At 42.0% G+C, this 23,806-nt stretch carries 14 protein-coding genes; 3 read left to right on the forward strand and 11 right to left on the reverse strand.

The window, feature by feature from the left end; translation table 11 throughout:
* Nucleotides 1–31: 31 nt before the first annotated feature.
* From DUL71_RS15585 to bglX, 7 genes are all read right to left on the reverse strand, one after another.
* Nucleotides 32–1,585 (reverse strand): FG-GAP repeat domain-containing protein, encoded by a 1,554-nt coding sequence (locus tag DUL71_RS15585; RefSeq protein WP_114938965.1) that lies wholly within the window; start codon nucleotides 1,583–1,585, stop codon nucleotides 32–34.
* Nucleotides 1,586–1,604: 19 nt separating this feature from the next.
* Nucleotides 1,605–3,170: an FG-GAP repeat domain-containing protein gene (locus DUL71_RS15590; protein WP_114938966.1), complete on the reverse strand. Its 1,566-nt coding sequence runs from the start codon at nucleotides 3,168–3,170 to the stop codon at nucleotides 1,605–1,607.
* 15 nt (nucleotides 3,171–3,185) lie between these two features.
* Complete coding sequence (locus DUL71_RS15595; RefSeq protein ID WP_114938967.1) at nucleotides 3,186–4,508, reverse strand: vanadium-dependent haloperoxidase; 1,323 nt, start codon at nucleotides 4,506–4,508, stop codon at nucleotides 3,186–3,188.
* Nucleotides 4,509–4,518: 10 nt separating this feature from the next.
* Nucleotides 4,519–8,133: a VCBS repeat-containing protein gene (locus DUL71_RS15600; RefSeq protein ID WP_114938968.1), complete on the reverse strand. Its 3,615-nt coding sequence runs from the start codon at nucleotides 8,131–8,133 to the stop codon at nucleotides 4,519–4,521.
* Nucleotides 8,134–8,212: 79 nt separating this feature from the next.
* Complete coding sequence (locus DUL71_RS15605; RefSeq protein ID WP_114938969.1) at nucleotides 8,213–9,982, reverse strand: RagB/SusD family nutrient uptake outer membrane protein; 1,770 nt, start codon at nucleotides 9,980–9,982, stop codon at nucleotides 8,213–8,215.
* 28 nt (nucleotides 9,983–10,010) lie between these two features.
* Nucleotides 10,011–13,259, reverse strand: coding sequence for a SusC/RagA family TonB-linked outer membrane protein (locus DUL71_RS15610; protein WP_114938970.1), 3,249 nt, complete (start codon nucleotides 13,257–13,259; stop codon nucleotides 10,011–10,013).
* A gap of 935 nt (nucleotides 13,260–14,194) precedes the next feature.
* Entirely contained in the window at nucleotides 14,195–16,501 is a 2,307-nt protein-coding gene (bglX, locus tag DUL71_RS15625) for a beta-glucosidase BglX (RefSeq protein WP_114938973.1), read from the reverse strand.
* 189 nt (nucleotides 16,502–16,690) lie between these two features.
* Here bglX and DUL71_RS15630 point away from each other — a divergent pair, with 189 nt between their 5' ends.
* The gene (locus DUL71_RS15630) at nucleotides 16,691–17,452 is read left to right on the forward strand and encodes an NUDIX hydrolase (protein WP_114938974.1); all 762 of its coding nucleotides are present in this window, start codon (nucleotides 16,691–16,693) and stop codon (nucleotides 17,450–17,452) included.
* A gap of 218 nt (nucleotides 17,453–17,670) precedes the next feature.
* Here DUL71_RS15630 and DUL71_RS15635 read toward each other — a convergent pair whose 3' ends face one another.
* On the reverse strand, nucleotides 17,671–17,907 hold the full coding sequence (locus tag DUL71_RS15635; RefSeq protein ID WP_112567402.1) for a hypothetical protein: 237 nt from the start codon (nucleotides 17,905–17,907) through the stop codon (nucleotides 17,671–17,673).
* 142 nt (nucleotides 17,908–18,049) lie between these two features.
* On the opposite strand from DUL71_RS15635, the gene DUL71_RS15640 reads away from it, so the two are divergent.
* On the forward strand, nucleotides 18,050–19,927 hold the full coding sequence (locus DUL71_RS15640) for a M1 family metallopeptidase (protein WP_114938975.1): 1,878 nt from the start codon (nucleotides 18,050–18,052) through the stop codon (nucleotides 19,925–19,927).
* An 86-nt stretch (nucleotides 19,928–20,013) separates the two neighbouring features.
* Here the strand turns inward: DUL71_RS15640 and DUL71_RS15645 are convergent, their stop codons facing one another.
* The gene (locus tag DUL71_RS15645) at nucleotides 20,014–20,442 is read right to left on the reverse strand and encodes a pentapeptide repeat-containing protein (RefSeq protein WP_114938976.1); all 429 of its coding nucleotides are present in this window, start codon (nucleotides 20,440–20,442) and stop codon (nucleotides 20,014–20,016) included.
* A gap of 174 nt (nucleotides 20,443–20,616) precedes the next feature.
* Between DUL71_RS15645 and DUL71_RS15650 the strand changes: the two genes are divergently transcribed.
* The gene (locus DUL71_RS15650) at nucleotides 20,617–21,108 is read left to right on the forward strand and encodes a DUF6265 family protein (protein ID WP_114938977.1); all 492 of its coding nucleotides are present in this window, start codon (nucleotides 20,617–20,619) and stop codon (nucleotides 21,106–21,108) included.
* 17 nt (nucleotides 21,109–21,125) lie between these two features.
* On the opposite strand, the gene DUL71_RS15655 is transcribed toward DUL71_RS15650, so the two are convergent.
* The gene (locus DUL71_RS15655) at nucleotides 21,126–21,950 is read right to left on the reverse strand and encodes a helix-turn-helix domain-containing protein (protein ID WP_114938978.1); all 825 of its coding nucleotides are present in this window, start codon (nucleotides 21,948–21,950) and stop codon (nucleotides 21,126–21,128) included.
* A 415-nt stretch (nucleotides 21,951–22,365) separates the two neighbouring features.
* Entirely contained in the window at nucleotides 22,366–23,754 is a 1,389-nt protein-coding gene (locus tag DUL71_RS15660) for a sulfatase family protein (RefSeq protein WP_114938979.1), read from the reverse strand.
* Nucleotides 23,755–23,806 lie beyond the last annotated feature (52 nt).

The following is a 23,806-nucleotide window of genomic DNA, read 5'->3' on the forward strand; positions in this document are numbered from 1 at the left end:
CCTACAGCATGCTTGCGCCGTTGTTGGTCTACTATTTATGAACGGTTTTATTCTGCAGCACAATAATCGGCTCATATAAATCCCAGTTGGGCTTATAATCTTTCTGGTTCATGAGCCCCTGTGCCCCTACCGAAAAATTGCCCAATACAAGGTCGGTATCTCCATCACCATCGATATCTCCGGCCTCCATGGAGATCCAGCGCCCCAGCAAATTTACTGGCACTTCATGAACTTTAAATTTACCCGGGCGCAACTGCTCATGATAAGTGAAGCCTTCGGTGGGATGATACTTGTAATCGGGAAAGAATGCGATCACCGCAAGGTCAAGATCGCCGTCATGATCAAAATCAGTAGCTATGGCTTTTGAACAACCGTTGATATGGTAAAAATAGGTTTGTTTAAATTTCCAGTCGCCCTGATTGGTGAAAATGTAAACTCCGTGATAAGGCTTGAATACAGGCGAGTAATCATTATTATCACCACAGGTATATACAATATCTAATTCACCATCGTGGTTAAAATCAACCAACTGAAAGCTGCTTGAACCATATACAGGAGGGAAACGCATAATATTGCGGGTAATGAAACCACCTTTTTTATCATTTAAAAACAGCCAGATACCTTCATCGGCCTGGGCAAATAAACAGGCTATATCCGGCCAGCCATCACCGTTAAAATCACCCGTGTAAACTATTTCAGCGCCAGGAATTGCTCGAATAACCTTCCTTTTAAAAGAATGATTGGCCTGTTGCTGCAGCAGGAACAAGCCCCCTCTATCGCGGCCAAAACCGCAACTTACATAATCCATCAGGCCATCTTTATTAAAATCAGCTGCCGCACTTTTAACAGGGCGTGGCAGGCTATCTTCCATTAAAGTTGTATCTTTTGATTTTCTGCTGAGATCAATGTGTGTTAACGTCCCTTTAAGCTGATCGTTTGGCGGAAGTATACCTATACAGGTAACAACAGCGCTGTTAGGCTCTGTTGCCGATTGATAAAAAGTAGCGTCGGTAATGGGCGAATGGAACTTTTTGACAAGCGTAGCCGTTAGATCAGTACTCCAGCGGTAAAGTTTATTACCGGCATCGCCTGTATAAAAATGCTTGTCAACAGGGTTAAATTTAACCATGGTGGTCATGGCCTCTCCCGATGTGGTATTAATCAAGGCAGGTCGTTTAACCGAAAATATAGCCGAATCGATTACAGCGTCTGGCTTCGGTATTTTCAACTTTTTAGGAGAAGCATAACGGTAATAAACAGCAATTTTTGTCCAATCGGCAAGAGAAAGCACAGCAGTTGGCCCGGCTATGTATTGATCCATAAAGGGGCGCATCCCGAGCTTTGCCCCCATAGCCGGCAAAATATATTTATCCCAGGTTGCACTATCCAATAATGAGGCATCAGGAGCTTCATGACAACTGCCACAATATTTAACAGCAGTTTTTCTGGCATCAGCTAAAAGCTCCTCGTCAGTCTTTTCATGATCGCCGCAACTGTTCAACGCAGCTATCACAGCGGCAAACATTATAGTTATGAGCAACAATAAACTTAGCCTCTTTACTTTCCCACCTCCTGCTTTCCTCATCTGTAGTTTGGATATGGCGTTACTTCTTGGTGTGATTTTCAAGTACTATTAACGGCAGGTGCTTGTCCCAATTAGGTTTAAAACCGTCCTGAAACATAAAGCCATCAGCATAGTTACCTAAAACAAGGTCGGGCTGGCCATCATTATTCAGATCTGTCATTTCCATACACATCCAGTGGCCGTATTGACTAATTGGCAGGGCGTGCGGTTTAAAATCAAACGGCTTGCTTTGTTCAAAGTAAATAAATTCTTCGGCAGGCGTGTTCTTCATATCTGCAAAGAAGGCTATGGTGGCGATGTCGATATCGCCATCACCGTCAAAATCGGCAGCTATTGCTTTGGTGCAACCGTTTATCGGGTAAAACCAACGCTGTTTAAAATTCCAATCGCCGGTATTGGTAAAAATATATAGGCCATGGTAAGGCTTCAAGATCCGCGAATCGCGATAATTATAACCGCACGTTAATACCAGGTCAAGTTTGCCATCATGATCCATATCAACCAGCTGAAAACTACTTGAACCATATACCGGTGGAAAATGCAGCAGGTTACGGGTGGTAAAACCCCCTTTTTTATCATTTAATAAAAGCCAAAGGCCTTCATCGCCACTACCCGTCAGCAGCATAACATCCGTCCAGCCGTCATTATTAAAATCGCCGGCTAAAGCTTGTGCCGCTCCCGGCTTGTTGTAAATAATCTGCTGATCATAAGTATGATCTTTATTTTGCTTAAGCAGGTAAACCCCGCCTTTAAACTTACCCTGACCGCAAACCACTATATCCTGCAATCCATCCTTATTAAAATCGCCGGATACTGTACCAACCGGACGTGGCAGATCTGACGCAACATAGGTTTGGTCGTTATTAACTACTTTGGCATCCAGATTAACCTTCACTACTTTACCGTTTGGAAAATCAATTGGCGCCATGCGGCCTATGCAGGAGAAAAAGCCCACATTATTCCCCAAACTATCCTTGCCAAAAGTTACATCAACCGCTGCTGATGGAAGTTTGGCGATGGAATCCATTTTTAAATTACTATCCCAGATGTTCAGTTTTTCATCAACCGCGTCGGCACTGTACAATTTATGCGTAGCCGGATTGGTGGCCACCATAGTAGTGAAGCTTGTATAACTCACCGGTGCAGGTTTTTTAAGTGTGAAACCCGCCCAATCGTTAATCAGCGAAACGGGCTTTTTAGCAGGAAACACTGTATCGGGAGCTGCTTTTTTATAATAATCTAAAATAGCAGTCCACTCGGCAATGGTTGCACCTGCAGTATCAAGCGGATCATTTTTAAAATAAGACGAACCACCATAAGTTGAAATATGTAACAACGGCGCCATGTTAACCAGCGTATGGTTAATCCAAACATCTTTAGGCAACGCATCAACAGGCACTAATGAGTGACAACGTGTACATTTTAACTGCACCAGATTTTTACCATCAACTATAACGTTGCCGGTAAGTTTATATGGTTGGTAAGCTTGTTTGTGCTTACAGCTATTAAAAAGCGCCAAACCGGCAATTATTGCAGAAAATGATAACAGGGATGATATGGTTAACGTGCTTTTTTTAATAGTCATAAGATGGTTAAGCCGCTATTTTTTTAGTTTCAGTTTTTTCCAGATATACTCACCCACCTGACGGCCTTGCACAGCGCCCTGGTCAACACTGTTACGGAAGTGGATACCTCCATAAAACCTGCTAACAGAAGTTTCATCGGCAGCTTTCAAGAAGGAATCAAAGTGGCGCTGCATCCCAATGTAACGCAGGTCGCTGGTATCCTGGTAGGCAAAATTATCGCCAAATAAATGCGTAAGCACTACTGCCGAAGCGCCGCTGATGTCACTATGCCCGCTCGGATATTCAGGGAATGGAGGGGTTTGCAGCATAGGCAGCCAATCGTGGTCAATTTTATCGTTGATGATGGTTACAGGCCTTATGTAGTTGGTTTCGTATTTAACCTGCCAGCCGCAAATAAAGGCATCAAACAATGCTATTGAAGTTAGCGCATAAGCCTGTGCAGTCTTTACCGCGTCGGCATGGGTTTGCTTGCAGGCAATGGCAGTTATACCTATCCAGTGGCCGCCTGGAGTGATCTTTTTATTAGCAAACATCATGTGCCCGTTGTGCTCAATAACAAAAGGGTTATCGTCCCAAAACTTGGCAATAGTTTTTTGCTCAGGGGTGATGTTTTTGCTTTGGTTATACACTTCCATGGTTTGTTTGAAATACTGACTATCCTTGCTTTCACTAAAAGCAGGAGGCGGCGGCAATGGGAACATGGTTGAAGTATCAACCGCGAAGGTGTGCATGGTACCCCAGCAAAACTCAACTCCATCCAGGTAATCGGGTGGTGTTGGATGCCAGTTACCTGGATTATCATTACCTAAAAACCTGGGTTTGCCACGGGTTTGAGGATAATTATCAACCGATGCCCTTTTTAATATGTACTTACCAATCTTTTCGCCAAACGCCATGGAACGTGCATAGGTTGAATCATCAAGGTTATCTTTATACATGGCGTAAACCTTAGCCTCGTACTTTTTCAATGAATCTATCGAAAAGGTAACCTTATGAGCCACTGTGAAAAAAGCGTTTGTAGCGGCAAGTGTATAATTATACTTTGCTCCTTGTTGTGGCTGTGGCGGCTGACCAAAAGCCTTAAGCTGTGCGGTGATAGAATTATATTCTGGCTTTTCGTAACGAAGCGCCTCATAAGCAGCCAATGTAGCATATCCATAAATACGACTGGCTACCGGAGGGGTAAAAACATCATATATAATAACCTGCGTAAGCTGATCAACGTTGTTATGAATAACGTCTTCGTCCTTAATCAGTGGTATCTTTTTAGCCTTACCTCCGCAACCTAACAAAAGGGCACAACTTGCAGCGGCTATGAATATCCTCAAGATTCTCATTTATAATAGTTTAATTAATTGGTATATTACGTTGATGGCCATAGCTGTCGGTTATGGTTACGGAAGCCATGTTATCATCAATATTAATAAATCTGCCCGATTGCGACAAGAAAGAATTGCCATTATAAAACTCCTGCCTGGCGGTTTTACCATTCTTGTATTTTACGGTTGCAAACGCGTCAAGCGGTTGCAGGCTGTATGTTTTAACCGGTCTTTTCAGCTCAAATAATTTCATGGTATCCCGGTTTTGGGTAGCGGCCAGCAGGTAATTGCCCCTGGCTCCCTTAAGCTTAACCAATGCCTTACCATCGCCAGGAATATAAATACCGCTTTGCATAATGCTGAGTGGTTTAAAGCCTCCCTTACCATCGCCTTTAAGTAGCAAACCGTTAAATGCGTCGTAACGGCCGGTTGCCACTTCGGTACCGTAGTCATTACCATTTAGTGCAACGTCCAGATTGCCGTCCCCGTCAAAATCATCAACAGTAATTCCGCATAGTTCAGACATCTGTGCTTCAACAGGCAGCGGAATGGTGGTGAATTTCCCAGCTCCATCATTACGTAAATAAACCGACTGCAGGTAGTTCACTTTTAAACGGATCGCACCTTCGCGCATTTTAGGCGTTATCACCGAATCCATTGTAGCGGTTGCAAATGAGCGATAGTTTTGGAACTTAATACGCATACTGATCATCTGCTTCACAATATCATCACGACCAAAAGCCGGGAATTCCTGAAGCTTACCTTCCTGATCTTTCAGAAAAACAGATGGGAAAGCATCGTAGCTGCCGTTATTATCAAAATCTTTGGCTGTAATATAAATCGGGTACTGATCGCTTGCTTTGTAAAAAGTATTCAAACCGGTGTTGCCTACAATATAATCGGTATCGCCGTCGTGGTCAAAATCGCCGGCGGCAATAGTATTCCACCAGCCAAGTTTATTTTCAACACCAGTACTTTGCGTTACATTTTTGTAAACGCCATGATCATTTTTAAGGAAAGTAATCGGCATCCACTCGCCTGTAAGGATCAGATCGGGCCAGCCGTCGTTATTAAAATCGGTAAAGGTGGCGTCACAAACCAGGCCGATGTTATTTAATTCTTTAGCTACCGACGCAGATACGTCCGTGAATTTAACAACACCGTTTTTGCTATCGTTACGCAAAATAAAGCTTGATACCGGCTTAGGATAATTCCATGGATTAACGCGACCTGATACAAACAGGTCCATTTTACCGTCGCGGTTTATATCAGCGGCTTTTACACACAATTTACTGGTCAGAATTTTGGGCAATGCATCCGGCTGTAGTTTAAAATTACCTTTTCCGTCGTTAACATAAAGCCTGTCCTGGTAGTTTGATGAGCCCGGTTCGCTTTCATACCCCCCGCTGGCTACATACAAATCAAGGTCGCCATCACCATCGGCATCAAAAAGCAACATGCCTTCATCTTTAACACGCACCGGCGATATCATATGCGCCATATCATTAGGATTACCAACGGGTGCAATAGTTTTAGGCTGAGGTACCAGATCGCGCTGAATAAATTTGCCGCTGGCCTGTTGCAACAGCAATTGCGCAGGATATTTGGTAGTACCGCCCACAACCATATCATCAAAACCGTTACCATCCACATCGCCAACCGCAACAGCTGGCGTATATTCAGATAGCTTATGCGGAAGCAGCTTTTGAACGTTAAAGTCGATATAGTCCTGATCGTTATGTTTATAAGTTATCCCTGCCGATTTGGTGACGTCTTTAAATAACGCAACATTATCTATAGCCGGTTGCTTGTTACTGTAATCAAGCTTTGCATCGGCAATTTTAACCTGAATTGTTTGATTGGTTTTAACATTGGTTAATACCTGCTTTTTACCGTTGTCCCAGCGAACCACCACCGAATCGAGCCTGGAAACATTGCCTAAGCCAAAATGGGCAATATTCTGGATGGTTGATAAATAGCCGCGATACGGTGTGTTTTCATAATACTGATGTTTGCCATGATCATAGTAGATATCGGCAAAAGCACCAAGCCCGTTCAGGTTTTTAGCGCCGCCATGAAATTGTATATGTAAGTAATTACTATTGTTTAGCGCGTTTTTACGGGAAGTATTTTTGTAGATAAATGCTTCGTCGTTAATATTGTTAATCACCATATCCATGGTGCCATCGTTATCCAGATCGGCGTAAGCGCAACCATTTGAAAACGAAGGAACGCCCAGTCCCCAACTTTTGGTTACATCCTCAAATTGTACACCGTTGGTATTGCGGAATGCGTAATTGGGTATTTTCACAACCGGAATTTGGTCAAGCACCTGCTGGTTTGACGCTACCGAAAAAGCCATTTGTCTGAAAGTTATAAAGTCATGATCAGTTACATCGCGCGGATAACCATTGGTTATCACAATATCGCGATAGCCGTCATTATCAAAATCAGTTATCATAGGCCCCCAGCTCCAGTCTGTTTGGCCAACACCACTTAAAAAGGCCACGTCGCTAAATGAGGGATCGCCAATAGAGTCATTGCCTCCAATTCGCGGACCATTATTTAGTTGCAGCGTATTACGGGTATATTGATACTGGTATTTATACCGGTCGAAATTTTGGAATATCTGGTAGTTGTTTGGCGGCATGAACATCTTTTTCCGGTAGTTATCCTCGGGGTTCATATCAACCTCAAAAACATCGGCAAGGCCATCGTTGTTCACATCCTCAATATCCTGCCCCATCGAGCTGAACGCGGTGTGTTTAAAATATTCCTGTACCTTATCGGTAAAGGTGCCATTACCATTATTGATGTATAAAATGTTATCTGTTAAAAAATCGTTGGTTACGTAAATGTCTTTCCATCCATCGCGGTTAATATCAACAATGGTAGCCGCGTGGCCATATCCTTCGGTGCCTATGCCCGCCTGTTTTGATACATTGGTATAAACGGGGTGCTTCAGTACCGGATCCCAATCGCAACGGAAAAGCTGCCCTGTACTGCGGTGGGTTCCATTAGTAATTATTGGCCTGAAAGTGCTTTGATTATCCCCGGCCACGGCCTCATTAACCGTGAGGTACATATCCAGGTCGCCATCATTATCATAATCAAAAAACGAGGCCATTGTTGAGTGCAGCCTTACGTTGAGGCCGTACTCCTTAGCCATTTCTTTAAAATGTGGCACACCATCTTTACCTATGCCCTGGTTTACATAAAGCAGGTTAGTGCGCTTAACCGAATCATCAAGCAAGGTATAACACACATAAATATCCATGAGTCCGTCGTTGTTAATATCAACAACGGCCACTCCCCTACCCCATCCGCCGCTGCCGCCAACGCCTGCCGCTGTGGTTACATCATCAAATTTCATGTCCCCTTTGTTGAGGTATAGCTTATTTGATGTTGTGTTGGCAACGAAGTAAATATCCTGCAAACCATCATTATTGAAATCGCCTATCCCTACTCCGCCCCCATTGTATAAATTAAGTTTGGTTAAGGGGTTTATAGTGTCGTTTTCAACAATTTTATTATTGAAGGTAATACCAGAGTGCGAGGAAGGGATCTGTTCAAAAAGTGTAGCTTTTTTACATGCACTAAATAAAACGGCAACCAGGCAAACAAGGGGAAAGGTGTACTTCATTATTTGGTTAGTAAACTATAAAAAAAGGTGGAGATAAATATCTCCACCTAAAGTTAAATATTTTAAAATCAACAGTTAATTAATAACCAGGATTTTGTTTCAGTTTTGATGCACCTGTTGAACCAGAAAGGTCAATTTCACTTTGAGGTATCGCGTAATATTCGTTTCTACCTTTAGTAAAGTGAGCACCGTTAAGCTGTGAGTTAGTGTTAATATCATATGCAAAGAAAGCATTGATCTCATCAGCCATGCTGCCTGTACCCTGATCCCAACGTTGTAAGTCGAAGAAACGCTGTCCTTCCATAGCCAATTCAAGTTTACGCTCAAAATGGATAGCTGTACGGGCATAGGTTTTATCAGCAAACGCGCCTGCAGGGTATGGTTTAACCAAATAATTGTCGGCAGGGTCTGTTTTTACAGTATACTCAGATTTTGACGGATCATAAGGAGAGTTTTTGTAAACCCACCAAACAGGATTTGCAGCACGGGCACGTACCATGTTAACATATTGCAGTGCCTTATCTGTACTTCCCACTTCAACTTCAGCTTCGGCAGCCATCAAAAGTACATCGCTCCAACGCATTAAGTTTACGTTGTTTGAGGTAACTTCGTTAGCGGCCCAATAGTTCTCGGTACTTGAGTTAGTGCCTTTTTCGGCAGATGAATAAACATTTTTACGTGGGTTGAAAACACCATCCGTAGGGTCACGGATCCAGCTTGCCGGAGGATTGCCCCAATCAAGGTATGGAACATTCGGACGGCCCATAGTAACATCAATACGTGGATCTACAGTACCGGTATATGGATCGGTTTTACCGCTTACTTTTTTACCAGTGTTGTAAGTAGTAAACAATGGTAAGCCATTAGCATCGGTTTTAAACGAGTTACCCAAAGACTGTGAAGGGTTAAACCAACCGCAGCATGCACCAGGGCCGCTGTTGTAAGGGAAGTTCAACTCATCACCAGTATTACCATTATTACCGCCTGAGTTATCGTTAACAGAAGCCTGAGCAGCAAAAACTGATTCAACACTGTTTTTTTGACCTGCCTGCGGACTAAAGTTTTTCTGCATGTTATCATTTAATGCAAAGTGGTCGCCGCTTGGTTTGGTACCGTTAGGTATCAGGTTATCATACAAAGCTTTGGCTTCGGCAAATTTGTGCTGGAACATTTTGGCTTTTGCCATGTAAGCTACAGCAATCCATTTGTTAGCACGGCCTTTTTGCGATTGAGTAGCAGGGATATTATCAATACCTGCCTGTAAATCGGCTTCAATGTTAGGCCAGATATCCTTATCGTTAGGCTGGTTAGCATCAGCTTGCGTTTCATCGATATAAGGAATCATGTTGTACATTTTCTTAAGCTCCATGTAGTAGTAGCCTCTTAAGAAACGAGCCTCACCAGTAATCCTTTTAACGTCATCAGCACCGATATCTTTTGCTAACGGAAGTGTACGCAAAACGTCATTAGCGCGGCTTACACCGTTAAAGCAAAGCTGATATTTTGATTTAATGTAAGCGTTAGAGGTTGAATAGGTAAAGTTACCAACAGGCAAGGCATCATTACCACCATCTGATGGTTCTGAACCTTTGTAGGCATCGCCCGCGGCAACGCTACCAAACAACCAGTTTGAACCGGCCGCGTTAATACCGCCGCCATTACCGCCCACACCGTCAAGTAAAGAATATGTACCAATCAACAAACTTTCAACACCTGTTTTATTGGCCACAATATTCGGGCTTAAGCTCTGAAGTATCGGCCTGTTAAGCATATCCTTGCGGCACGCATACACCAGGCACACCAACAGTAACACTATTGGTATGATCAGTTTCATTTGAATTTTTTTCATAACTTTTATATTAAAAATTTGTCACACATTAAAAAGAGGCGTTAACACCAATGTTGTATATCTTCTGACCGGCAGGATAGTTACCAAAGTCGATACCGAAGCTGGTATTATCTGTCAGGGTTGAAGGCTGAAGCTCAGGATCTAAACCGCTGTATTTAGTAATGGTGAATAAGTTGTTAGCTAACAAATAAAATCTCAGTCTCTTAATACCCAAAGCTTTGATTTGTGAATTAGGTACAGTATAGCCCAATGTTAATGATTTTAACCTAACATAGGTACCGCTTTCAACATACCATGAGTTTGGATCACCTGTATTATCTGCGTTAGCAGTACGGGTTAATACCGGGATAGTTGCCTGGCTGTTATCAGCACCCGGTTTCCAAACTTTAGGACCTAATATATCGGCACTTACGTTACCGGTAAATACTTGTGGGAAATAAGTCCAGTATTTAATGTAATTGAAAATCTTGCCGCCGAATGAGCCATAAACAAACGCGTTCAGATCAAAGTTTTTGTAACTAAGGTTAAATGTAAAACCACCTGTAAATTTAGGGTTAGGGTTACCGATGAATGTTTTGTCATCAGAAGTGATCTTTCCATCGCCATTTACGTCGGCATATTTAAATAAACCTGGTCTTGCGTTAACGTCGGTTGGTGAAGCAGCGATGTCAGCAGCATCACGGTATAAGCCGATAACTTTATATCCATAAAACTCGCCTACAGGCTGACCCGGCTGTAACCTTACAAAGTTTTGAATACGGGTTGAACCACCGCTATTACGATCCTGGTATTTAAGGCCATTCAAATTGGTAACAGTGTTTGAATAGTGGCTCACGTTCAGGCTCAGATCATATTTCCAATCGCTGCCTACGTTGCCGTGATAGCTGGTAACAATCTCAAAACCTTTATTTTTGATATTACCACCATTAACATATGGTAAGTTTGAAACCGCAGCCGGAGCAAGTGCAATTGCAGGGTCGCCTGATTGGAATAATAAACCGGTAACTGATTTCTGGAAGTACTCAAAAGTGAAATCCAACTTATTGTTAAGCAAAGTTGCATCAAAACCGATGTTCTTGATTTTATCTGTTTCCCATGATGTAGCTAAGTTACCTTGTTGTATACGATATAAACCAGTAACGGTTGAGTTACCTGTACCGGTGATATCATAGTTGGCGTTGCCGTTTGATTGAGCGTATAAGCTGTAAGCGTTGCTTAAGCGGGTTTCAACACCGGCAAGTGAACCTAAGCTACCATAACTTGCACGAATCTTCATGTCATTAAGCCAGCTAACATCTTTCAGGAATGCTTCTTTTGAAATCCTCCAACCAGCGGTTACCGCAGGGAAAGTACCCCATTGATGGCCCGGAGAGAAATAAGAAGAACCGTCACGACGTACTGTTGCACCTATGATATACTTTTCGTCAAACTGATAATCTAATTTTGCGAAATATGAAAGCAGGCCAGAATCAAAAAGCTGGTCAACACCGTTACTTGGCGGGTTAGCACCGTTAGCTACGGTTACATAGTTAGGGTCAAACGAGATATTATAGTTACCACCACCTGCGCGGATACCACGCCTGTAAGTAGTTATAGCCTCAGAACCAGCTAATAAGCTAATATTATGTTTACCAAACTGCTGTTTATAGTTTAATGTGTTAGTCCAGGTGTACTGGCTGTTGTAGCCTGCAACTTCGGTAAAACCATTGGTTGAGGTGTTACCTTCAGAGTTTTCGTATGCAGGTACTGTAAAGTAATAGTAATAGTAGTTATCAACTGCACCACCAAATTGGGTACGGATGGTAAAGTGTTTCAGGAAGTCGGCTTCAGCATAAACGTTACCGGTTATATCCCAGTTATTGTTCCTGTTGTTTTTTGTACGTTCCTGAACGGCAACCGGGTTGCTTGAGTTACCTAAGCTACCTGAACGGGTACCGGCATAGTTACCCATGATATCATAAACAGGGATTATTGGTGGTTCACGATAGATGTATGATATAGCGTTACCCTCATTTTGGTTATTGCTAAGGTTAGGGCTTCTTTTGTAGAAGATGTAAGCATTTTCACCTACGCGAATGTGCGGGCCAACAGCAAAGTTAGTGTTTATCCTGGCTGCATACCTTTTAAAGTAAGTGTCAATTAAAGTACCTTGTTGATTAAGGTAGCTTATAGACATCAGGTAAGTAGACTTATCGCTACCACCGCTTGCAGTAATGTTGTGGCTTTGTATTGGAGCTGGTTTAAATACCTCGTGAAACCAATCGGTACCTTGTTTATTGGCACGGGTGATTTGATTATCAGTAGTGAAGGGATTTAACAAATAAGTTGATGGGTTGGTTTTTGGATCACCTTCCTTACCGCCGGCTGGCGTAATGTAATCTGGAATTGTCCAGGTACCGGTTTTTCCGGGATCATATTGTACGTTACCGTTGGCTAAAGGACTGCTACCATCGGCGTTAGGGCTGTTTTTATATGATTGATAAATAGCCTCAACATAAGTTTTGGTATCGGCAAGTTTGAAACCATCTTTTAATGGCCTTTGAGTACCGTAGTACGCATCGTAAGAGATTGTTGCAGCGCCGCTTTTACCTTTTTTAGTTGTAACAACAACAACACCGTTTGAACCACGCACACCGTAAATTGATGCCTGACCGTCTTTCAATACCTGGATCGATTCGATATCGTTAGGGTTTACGTCATTTAACGATCCCTGAACACCATCTATCACCACAAGTGGCGCCGTGCTGAAAATAGAGCCTACACCACGAACGTTTACCGTAGTATTAGCACCCGGGTTACCAGAGTTTACTACTGTAACACCCGCTGCAGTACCCTGAAGTAAGCTGGCGGTGTTTGATGCAGGTACTGATTTCATTGTTGCAACGTTAACCACCGATACCGAACCGGTGATATCTTTTTTACGCTGAGCGGTGTAACCAGTTACCACAACTTCGTTAAGTGTACTGCTGCCCGATTGTAATGTAACACGCAGGTTTAAATCGGTACCTACTTTAACTTCGGTGCTTTGGTATCCGATGTAACTAACTACCAGGGTATTGCCCGGGCTCAGTGTTAAGGTGAAATCACCATTAACGTCAGTTACAGTACCAGTGCTCGTACCTTTGACGCGTACAGATGCGCCAACGATAGGTAACTTATCGTCGGAGCCGATAACTTTACCTTTGTACTTTGTTTGTGCTGTAACTACCAATGAAGATACCAGGCAGCATAGCAGCAAACCCAAGTACCTTCCTTTTAGGAGTAAACTTTTAAACATGAGATTGAGATTTAGTTGATTAATATATTTGATTTAAGCTTTTTGGTCGATAATTGGAGTGGCTATGTTTTAAAATGAAAAATTGCACACTTGCGGGCAACCGGTTTAAACGGGGCAGTTGTGAGATGAGCCCTGTTAAACAGATTGATTGAAGATGAAGTGCCGGAAAGTAAAAAATGTAAAGGTTTTATCATATGATCTTCTCTCGTATAAATTTTAAACTTTTTATCCGTGTTACCTTCTTTTCTGTGCTCCCGCTGCTGAAGCAACATCAAAGTTAAAATGTTATAATAATATTAGATTTTGAACGCTTTCTGCTAAAACAGAAATTTATATTGGCTATGGAACTAATGTAATTAGTGTGTACTGTATACACAAGTAAAAAAAGCAGATTTACAAATTAATTATTTATAGATCAATTTAACCACTAAAATTACAAGCAACAAACTTTTCATTAACATTTTTATAATAAATAAAGATTTTTTTTCAAAATATCGTATTGTAAAAATGTTGCTATTATTCTTTAACAGTTCCCCAAAAGTTATCGAAGTAATAGATATCAGTAAAACAGGCCTCTGTATTTCAAAATTTTAATCTGATTTTAACCCAAGAGCCTGAGTTGGCATAATTTATCAAAGTGTTAAAATATCATCATACCATGCAAATACTGTCATGCCAACATTTATTATCAAACCATCAATAATAAATGTTAATTATACATTTACACAAGTTGTACTTTTTGGTCAATAAATGTTCAAACAACATTTATTGCAATCGATTTCACATCATTAGGACAGCATTTTACACATTTTCTCAAAAGCAAAACAGCACCGGTAAAATTTATTTACCGGTGCTGTCTGGATATTTTTCTTTATCAAAAAATACCTTTGCTATTTTTAACAAAGTGCTAAAAATGTATTATACTAAAAATGGCGTTATTTAGTCCACCAAACTGATGCACTTTTTGTATCGGCCGAACTTGTTCCTATCTGCACAATAAATTCGCCTGATTCCCAATCGTATTTAAGCTGGCTGTTATAAAACTTCAATTGCTCTGGTGTAATTGAAAAACTCACCTGTTTTGACTCGCCCGGTTGAAGGTTTATTTTTTGATAACCTTTAAGCTCTTTTACCGAACGGCTGATGCTTGCCACAGGGTCGCTGATATATAATTGTACCACTTCCTCACCTGCATATTTACCTGTATTGGTTACCGTAACAGTCGCGGTCAAGGTTTCGTTACCCTTTAACTTGTTTTTGCTTACGCTAACCGCGCTATAACCAAAAGTGGTGTAACTTAAGCCGTAACCAAATGGATAAAGCGGATCATTTGAAATATCAAGATAATTTGACTTGAACTTTGACGGACCGCCACTGTATGGCCTGCCTGTGTTTTTATGGTTATAATAAATAGGTATCTGCCCTACACTGCGTGGGAAGGTAGCAGTAAGCTTACCTGCCGGATTATAATCGCCGAACAATGCATCAGCAATGGCGTTACCGGCTTCGGTGCCCGGTGCCCAAACATCAAGTATTGCGTTGGCATGTTTATCTTCCCAGGTTAAAGTAAGCGGACGACCGTTAAATAATACAATTACCATCGGCTTGCCCAGTTTTGAAAGCTCTTTCAGCATATTTTTCTGGCTTTCAGGAATATCAATATCCGAACGGCTTGATGACTCGCCAGACATGCTTTGTGATTCACCAACCACAGCTACTATCACATCTGATTTTTTTGCAGCGTCAACGGCTTCTTTTAACAATTCATCGGCAGGCTTGGCATCCAAAGAAACCATACCCGGGCCAAAGTTCAACCTTTTGATGAACAGGCTGTCTTCAGTAATATTAGCACCCTTAGCGTAGTTAATGGCAACGTTGTTACCTACAACATTTTTGATACCTTCCATTACACTTACCGATTTTTGCCACTCGCCGGCAATAACCCAGGTGCCCAGCATATCACGGTGGTTATCGGCCAATGGGCCTACTAACGCGATGCTTCCGCCTTTTTTAAGCGGCAGGGTTTGATTATCGTTCTTTAATAAAACAAATGAGTGTTTGGTAATTTCCCTTGCAGCCGCACGATTGGCTGAAGATAATTCTTCTTTTGCTTCCTTGTCGGCATCCATTGATTTGTATGGGTTAGCAAACAAACCTAATTTATACTTGGCCTCCAATACACGCTGGCAAGCCAGATCAATGTCTTGCTGGGTTATTTTCTTTTGGGTAAGCGAGTTTTTTAAGGTTTTTACAAAGCCCTCTCCTACCATATCCATATCCAGGCCTGCTTTAAGCGCAAGGGCCGATACGGTTTGCAAATCACCAAGACCATGGGCAGTCATTTCGTTAACGGCAGTATAATCAGATACTACAAAACCTTTAAAGCCCCATTGTTTTCTTAACAAATCGGTTAACAACCATTGGTTTCCTGTTGCAGGTATCCCATCAACAGTATTGAATGAGCTCATAAAGCTTCCTGCACCGGCGTCTACTGCTGCTTTATAAGGAGGCAGGTAATCCTGGTACATTTTAATACGGCTCATATCAACAGTATTGTACTCACGGCCGGCTTCTGCACCACCATACAATGCAAAGTGTTTAACGCAGGCCATTACAGCATCCGCGTCTTTCATATTTGAACCCTGGTAACCCTGCACCATTGCCTTAGCAACCTGCGAGCCATACCATGGGTCTTCGCCCGAACCTTCAGAGATACGGCCCCAGCGCGGATCGCGGGCAATATCAACCATTGGCGAAAACACCCAGTTCAAACCTTCGCCTGTAGCTTCCTTAGCCGCAATTTGTGCCGATTGTTTGATCAAAGCCATATCCCACGTTGCCGACATACCTAACGGAATAGGAAAAATGGTACGGTGGCCATGGATCACATCCAAACCAAAGATAAGCGGAATGTGTAATCTTGAGTTTTTAACGGCTATATCCTGGATCTGGCGGGTTTGCGTTGTGCCCCACACACCAAACACACCACCTATCGATCCTTTTTTAATGCTTTCTTCAACACCTTTATTTACTACCGATCCTGTTGTTGCCGCCCCAATGGTTACCAGGTTAAGCTGCCCTATTTTTTCATCAAGGGTCATTTTACTCATCAGGCCTTTAACGTAGGCGTTCATTTTCGCGTCTTCGGATTGGGATTGTGCCCATGCCTTGTTAAGGGGCATCAATGCCACGCAAAACGGCATCGCAGCTATAACAAGCCTGCTTGAAAAATACTTTTTCATTTTTTAAATTATGTGGGTAGTAAATAATTGGTTAACAAATATGATTAATAATCAGGGCATTTCATTGCGCCTGCAAATATTTTTGACGTTTTTTAAAATGGCATGTTATGGCATTTTTCATAGTGTATTAAGTACACAATTGTAAATATTATAATTAAAAAATCAAACTTTATTTGTACAATAGCACAAATGTTAAGTAAACAGCAACTTATTGAGTATAGCGAGGACGCCCGTAAAAACTACGTGAACCACATTTCTATTGATTGTGTTGTGTTTGGATTTCACGAAGGGCAAATGAAAGTGCTGCTATTAAAAACCAACGACGAAGAAAAATGGTACCTGCCCGGCGGCTTTGTACTTAATGAAGAACATATAGATAATGCCGCCGTAAGGATCTTGCAGGAACGTACGGGCCTGGATAAAATATTCCTGCAGCAATTCCGTGTATTTGGCGACCCTGATCGTTCAAAATTTCACAATGATATGTATGTAGGTATGCTGCCCAAAGAAGAAAATTGGTTTTCGGGCCGTTTTATTTCGATAGGCTATTATGCGCTGGTTGATTTTTTTGACGTTACGCCTCACCCCGATCAGTTTTCGGAGCTTTGTGCCTGGCGTGATCTGGACGATATGCCCGAAATGCAGCTCGATCACGAAAAGATTTATAAAAGTGCTTTGGATGCACTGCGCCTCCAGCTTAACTATCAGCCTATTGGTTATAACCTGATGCCCCGGGAATTTACCATGCCCGAGTTACAAAAGTTATACGAAACCATTTTAGGTAAAAAACTGGACCGACGTAACTTTCAACGAAGGATACTGGGCTTTGGCATCCTCAACCGCTCCGAAGAACCGCGTAAAGGTGGCGCGCATAAGGCCCCATACCTATATTCGTTTGATATGGAAAATTATCAGAACGCCCTTACCGAGGGATTTAAGGGGGGATGGTAAATAGTTCTTGCTAAAAAGTTCTGAGTCTCAGCCGTGGATACCTATTTGAAGTAAAACAACTATAAATATTTGCGCCGTAGGTGTCACCCATTTATACAATAGTATGGGGTAGCACCTACGGCGCAAAAAATTTTCCTTATATATCCTACAAACAGGTAGCACCTAACGGTGCATACAAATAAAACAGGCGTAATATTGTAGCGTTGAATATCTGCGGCTTACTCAACTACATACTCCAGTTTCACTTGCACATTCAAATCCTCGTGCATACTTGCAAATTGGCGCGGGTTACGGGTAAAGTCGGGATCAGTATCCATATAAATGTTCGTGATCTTAACCACTTCCGGGTGTTTATCTGTGCCTATATTATAGGTAAGCCCTTCGCTGCTCTCTAAATTTTGTTTTAGCTGAAGGTATTGCTTACCGGTTACGATGATCATTTTTTCGGCAGTCATGGATATTATATATAAATGGTAAATTCCTCAAAACCTTACTAAATTGTTCTGTAACACACCGGTGATACAAAATTATCGCTTACCAGGTTCAGTAACGGTTTATTATATTTACCTCAAATATAACTTATATACATCTGCATAAATGATCAGTATAAAAAAATTATTGCCATTTATTTTACTATTTGGCACAAGCATTGTATCGGCTCAGCAAACCTTACCCATAGCCGTAAACCTGCAAAAAACCTATACCAAAGGCACACGGACTGCAACCGGCGCTCCCGGTAAAAACTACTGGCAAAACACTGCCGATTACAAGATCAAGGTAAATTTCGATCCTAAAACCCGGCTGGTGAGCGGTACCGTTGGCATCGATTATATCAATAATAGTCCTGATACTTTAAAACGGGTACAATTTAAACTGTATCCTAACCTGTATAAAAAAGGAGTAATACGCCAAATGCCGGTTTCGGCTGAGGACCTTACCGATGGTGTGCAGATCAAAAGCCTTACTATTGATAATAAAACGCCCGATAGCGCCAAAACCCGTCGTATCAACGGCACAAACATGACGCAGAAGGTTACACCTATCGCTCCCAAACAAAAAGTACATTTTGATATCAGTTATGCATATATCTTAAACAAGGGTTCACATATCCGTACCGGCCAGGTTGATACCGGCGCGTTCTTTATCGCTTATTTTTTCCCGAGAATAGCAGTATACGATGATATTGATGGATGGAACGACTATCCATATACAGGTCCGCAAGAGTTTTACAACGATTTTTGCCATTTCAGCGCCGAAGTCACCGTTCCGGGCGATTACAAAGTTTGGGCAACCGGAGATCTGAAAAACGCCGATGATGTTTACGACAACCGCATTGTTAAACGTATTGCCTCTGCCGGTGCAAGTGATAAAGTAACCGATATCATTACCGAAGAAGATGTCAAAGCAGGCAACATCACCAAAAACAATACAACCAACACCTGGAAGTTTGAGGCAGACAGTGTTACTGATTTCGTTTTTGCCACCAGCAATCATTATTTATGGAAAGCATCAAGCCTGGTAGTTGATCCTAAAACCGGCAGACGTACCCGCGTAGATGCCGTGTTTAATGAAAAACACAAAGATTATTATGCAGTAGTTGACTACGCCCGTAAAACGGTTGAGGTTATGAGCTATAAATTCCCGAAATGGCCTTATCCGTATCAGCACGAAACTGTTTTTGATGGCCTTGACCAGATGGAATACCCGATGATGGTAAATGATAACCCGCTTGAAGACAAAGCCGATGCCATTGAACTTACCGACCATGAAATTTTCCATACCATGTTCCCTTTTTATATGGGTATTAACGAAACCAAATATGGCTGGATGGATGAAGGCTGGGCAACCATTGGCGAATGGCTGGTAAGTCCGGAGATCGATCATTCAATAGTTGACCCATATGGTGTAGCTGCAGTTGAACAAAGCGCCGGCCATGAAGTTGATGTTCCTGTAATGACCCTTACTCCTATGCTCACCGGAACAGCCAGCTTTACCGACAGCTATCCGAAACCAGGGCTGGGTTATTTATATGTAAAGGATATGCTTGGCGACGAATTGTTTACCAAAGCCTTGCATTACTATATAGCACAATGGCACGGTAAGCACCCTATGCCTTACGATTTTTTTAACTGCATGAACACCGGCTCGGGCATGAACCTTAACTGGTTTTGGAAAGCCTGGTTTTTTGATAATGGCGTAACCGACCTGGCCCTAAGCAAAGTGACTAACACCGGCTTAAAATATACCGCTACCATTACCCAAATTGGTAGCAAACCTATCCCGGTTAATTTAGCCCTTACCTATGCCGACGGCACTACCGAACTGGTACATAAAAGCATAGCTGTTTGGGCAAGCGGCAATAAATCAACAACTGTCAACTTCACCGCAAAAAAAGCGGTTAAAAAAATAGTATTGGGTACCACTTATGATCCTGATAGTAATAAGAAGGATAACGTGTGGACAAGCACTAATTAAGAGCTTAAAGCTGAAAGCATAAAGCCCAAAGCTTTTATCCCTGCTAAGTTTAAAAACTTAGCAGGGCTTTTTATTTATTCGTAAATCTATTTCTGTTGATATGCTTTCAGCAGGTCAGCAACTTCGATACCATTAATTTTCATGCCGCTTAGGTTACAATCAGAGATGCTGACATTACTCAGGTTACAATCAGTTATGGTACTGCCCTGCAAATCGCAATTTTCAAATTTAAGCGGGCGTTGCTTCGCGTCAGGGTCATAAGCCGGGTGACCTTCGGGCGGCATACCTATGTCGTGGATATAAGCTCCGCCAAGCTGCGCGTATTTTATTTCCAGATCGCTCAGGTTGGCATCTTCAATTTTAAGCCCGGTAATGCATACATCCTTAAAACTTGCATTATTCATCATCACCTGTTCAAGGGTTGAGCCATTTAGCATGGCACATTTAACATCAAGTATCTTTTGAGTTTCTTTTATACTGATAATTTCCGTGTTACTGGCTGCCTGGTTTTCCATGACTATGTTTTGTTGGTTTCTGTCAAATATCTTGAAAAGAAGCATAATAGTAAGGCTATGTACGCGACAACCATCAGGGGCATTTGCGACAATCAAACCTGATTTGCCATATACAGGCTTATCTTTGTTTTACACGCTTTAATTTGTAACTTCAATCGTTTAGCCACTAACTCAATGATCCTGCTTCGTCATTTTAAAATACAGTTATTTGTTATAGCCTGCATGGTATTTTCCCATAACGCTTTTGGGCAGAAAAAAACAGCGCCTATCAGGCAAGCCAAATGGCTTATCGGTAGCTGGAAAAACCAATCGGCAAAAACACTGGATATCGAAACATGGAAAAAGCTAAATGATTCCATCTTTCTTGGCCGGAGTTATTCGTTAGCAGGCGCAGACACGGTATCATCCGAGCATATCAGGTTAGAACAGCATTCCGGTAAACTATATTATATCCCAACGGTAAAAAATCAAAACGATGGCAAAGCGGTAACGTTTACACTCACTTCGGTAGATAGTAAACACCTCGTTTTTGAAAATCCGGAGCACGACTTTCCGCAAAAAATAACTTATACGCAAATCAGTAAGGACTCATTAGTAGCCGAAATATCAGGCATACGGAAGGGTAAGCAAAAAGCTATACCATTCCCCATGAAAAGGGTTAAATAATAACTGCGCAGTTTAAATTATTGCAGTAGTTCAGCAACATCGCGGCCGTAAAACTCTTTGAACAGCTTTCTGAAATATGCAGGTGTTTCAAAGCCGGCAACATAAGATATCTCGGCCACAGTACGGTACTTGCCGCTATTTATCGCTTCCATAGACATGTGTAAACGGATTCTGCGGATGTAATTATTGGGCGTAATACCTGTGGTATTTTTTATGCGGCGGTGCAGCTGCCTTTCGCTTAAACCCATTTCGTTGCTTAGCAATACAATGCTCAAATCAACTTTGCCAATATATTTCCTTACCAATGTTTCAAGCTCATAAAGCCATAACTGATCGGCAATGGAAAGCTGGCTGATTGGCTTTAAATTAGCAAAAAAGGCAGAATTATTAACCCCATCTATTGCATCCCTATTTTGAACCGAAGCTGATTTTCTTTCTTCCCTGTCATTAAATATTACAGATGTCCGGCTAAATTCTTCCAGTTTCTTCTTATCAGTAATATTCCTGGCAATGGCAAAAACCAGTTGCTGGCTTTGTACCGGCATCGATGTCCACGAAAGCCAAATAATTTCTCCGCTTTTGGTTACATACCTGTTTTCAAAATCATACAGCGGATTATTCTTAATTATACTCTCCCGCTTGCTGGCAGTAATGCGCCTGTCATCAACAAAAACAAACGAATCAATAGGCTTTGCAAACAGTTCACTTTCGGTGTAGCCCAAAGTTTTTGAAACGGCAGGGTTGATCTTTTTAAAATACCCGTCAAATCCGGCCACGCACAACCAATCGGGCGACAGGTGAAAGAAACATTCCAAATCAAAAATCTCGTTTATACTTTCCATATAAATTTCTGTTTCTGCTTGCAGGGGTATGTCAACACTTAATGGTCAACAACAATAGCTACAGGTTGTGAAAAGGCAAATTCAAAAGAAGCTATTTTTTACGATACTATTAGGTTTTTACTGCCGGGTGGCAGGATTTTTCACTAAAATGTCAGTCCTGTCAACATTTCAAAATGGAGTTATGCCCAGTTAAGGTAAAACACAGCGGCAATATGCAATTATTGATGAATTGCCGGAGGCCCTGTATGAGATACAGGCATTGCAAATTTTTCAGCTATGTATAAGGAGCGTGGCAGGCATTCTATTAACCGGCATTAATAAGGAAAGGACATTTTGCTGCCCAAAACAAGGCATACTTAATAGTAAGTATCATTACATCATACCATGCTATTAAGTATACAATTCGTTCTCTGTCTTAATTTTCTTTCATCCCGGGATACTGATCAAAAAGAACTTTTAGTTTTTGGGCAATTTCAGGATATTCGTTGATTACGTTGGTACGTTCACTGGGATCATAGGCCAGGTTAAACAGCTCGGTTTTTGCAGGTAGCGGTGAGCCTGCCACACCACCAACATTATTGTTGGCCTTTACTTCACGATACTTCCAGTCGCCCATGCGTACAGCTTCGCAAACACTATTATTGTAGTAGTAAATAGGCCGGTGTTCGGGATGCTTAGGTGCCTGGCCTGTTAACACATCGGCTATTGACTGGCCATCCAGTGTACGGCCTTTAGGCAATGAAGCGCCTGTCCATTTGGCAAGCGTAGGCAACACGTCCAAATTACTCATCATACTGGTTATATTTGCGCCAACCGGGGTATGGTTTTTCCAGTATACAATGAACGGCTCACGAACACCGCCCTCGTATGTTAATCCCTTGCTACCACGAAAAACACCCGCGGTACCTGCATCCCAGTGCCTGGTAGCACTATCGCCCAGCATGCGGTCAGGAAAATCTATCCACGGACCATTATCGCTCGAAAACATAAATATAGTATTATCGGCCAAGCCCTGTTTTTCAAGCTCGGCCCAAACCTGGCCAAGGCTTTCGTCCAGTTGCTCAACCACATCACCCAAACGGCCGCCATCGCTGCGGTTTTTATTTTTTGCAGATGATGCAAAGGCTACCGGCAAATGCGGCATGTTGTGTGCAAGGTATAAGAAAAATGGCTTATCTCCCTTTTTCTGTGATTTAATAAAGCGAATGGCCTCACGCTGGTATAATTCAATCAGCGATGAATCTGCCGGTTTCAAAATCTCTGGTTTATGATTACGAAATACTTTGATGGTTGTATCAGTTTTAATATAAGGCGAGCGGTAATCGTGGCTATACAGCAAACCATAATATGAATCAAAACCCTGGGCCATCGGATGGTTATAGGCTGCATGGTCACCAAGGTGCCATTTACCAATCATGGCTGTTTTGTAGCCTGCCTGCTTCAGCATTTCGGCAATGGTAACTTCCTGATCCGGAATACCCAATGACGAGCCCGGCCCGATTGGGTAAGGCAAATTCATCCTTGAAGCATAACGTCCTGTAAGTAATGAAGCACGTGATGGTGTACAGGTTGGACTGCTTACCACGTAATTAGTTGCTCTCACCCCCTTTTGTGCCATCTTATCTAAAAATGGCGTACGAATCACCGGGTTGCCATAACAGCTTAAATCAGAGTATCCCATATCATCGGCCAGTACAAAAATGATATTAGGCAATTGCTTTTTTTGTGCCGATACCGGTGTAATTAAAAATATAAAAGCCAAAAAGAAAAGGCCTTTGCAGGTTAATTTGGAGAGATGTTTCATTACCCGGTGAAAATAGTTTTTTATTGCAGATGACGGTTAAAGATAACTTAAC

It is taken from the genome of Mucilaginibacter endophyticus (genome assembly GCF_003351025.1).
Taxonomy (GTDB): Bacteria; Bacteroidota; Bacteroidia; order Sphingobacteriales; family Sphingobacteriaceae; genus Mucilaginibacter; species Mucilaginibacter endophyticus.